This is a genomic window from Thermus sp. FJN-A (genome assembly GCF_054655095.1).
Map to the genome: position 1 here is coordinate 1 of NZ_BAAHSC010000326.1, position 236 is coordinate 236.

Genomic DNA, 236 nt, shown 5'->3' on the forward strand with positions numbered 1-236 from the left:
GCGGCCCCGCAAGGGGTTGTGGCGTGCCTATTGAAGCATGAGCCGGCGACTCACGGTCGTGGGCGAGCTTAAGCCGTTGAGGCGGAGGCGTAGGGAAACCGAGTCCGAACAGGGCGTCTAGTCCGCGGCCGTGGACCCGAAACCGGGCGAGCTAGCCCTGGCCAGGGTGAAGCTGGGGTGAGACCCAGTGGAGGCCCGAACCGGTGGGGGATGCAAACCCCTCGGATGAGCTGGGG

General features: G+C 67.8%; 1 rRNA gene. It reads left to right on the forward strand.

The features are described 5' to 3' along the window. Nucleotides 1–236, forward strand: a 23S ribosomal RNA gene (locus ACYQ0J_RS13930); the annotation flags it as partial.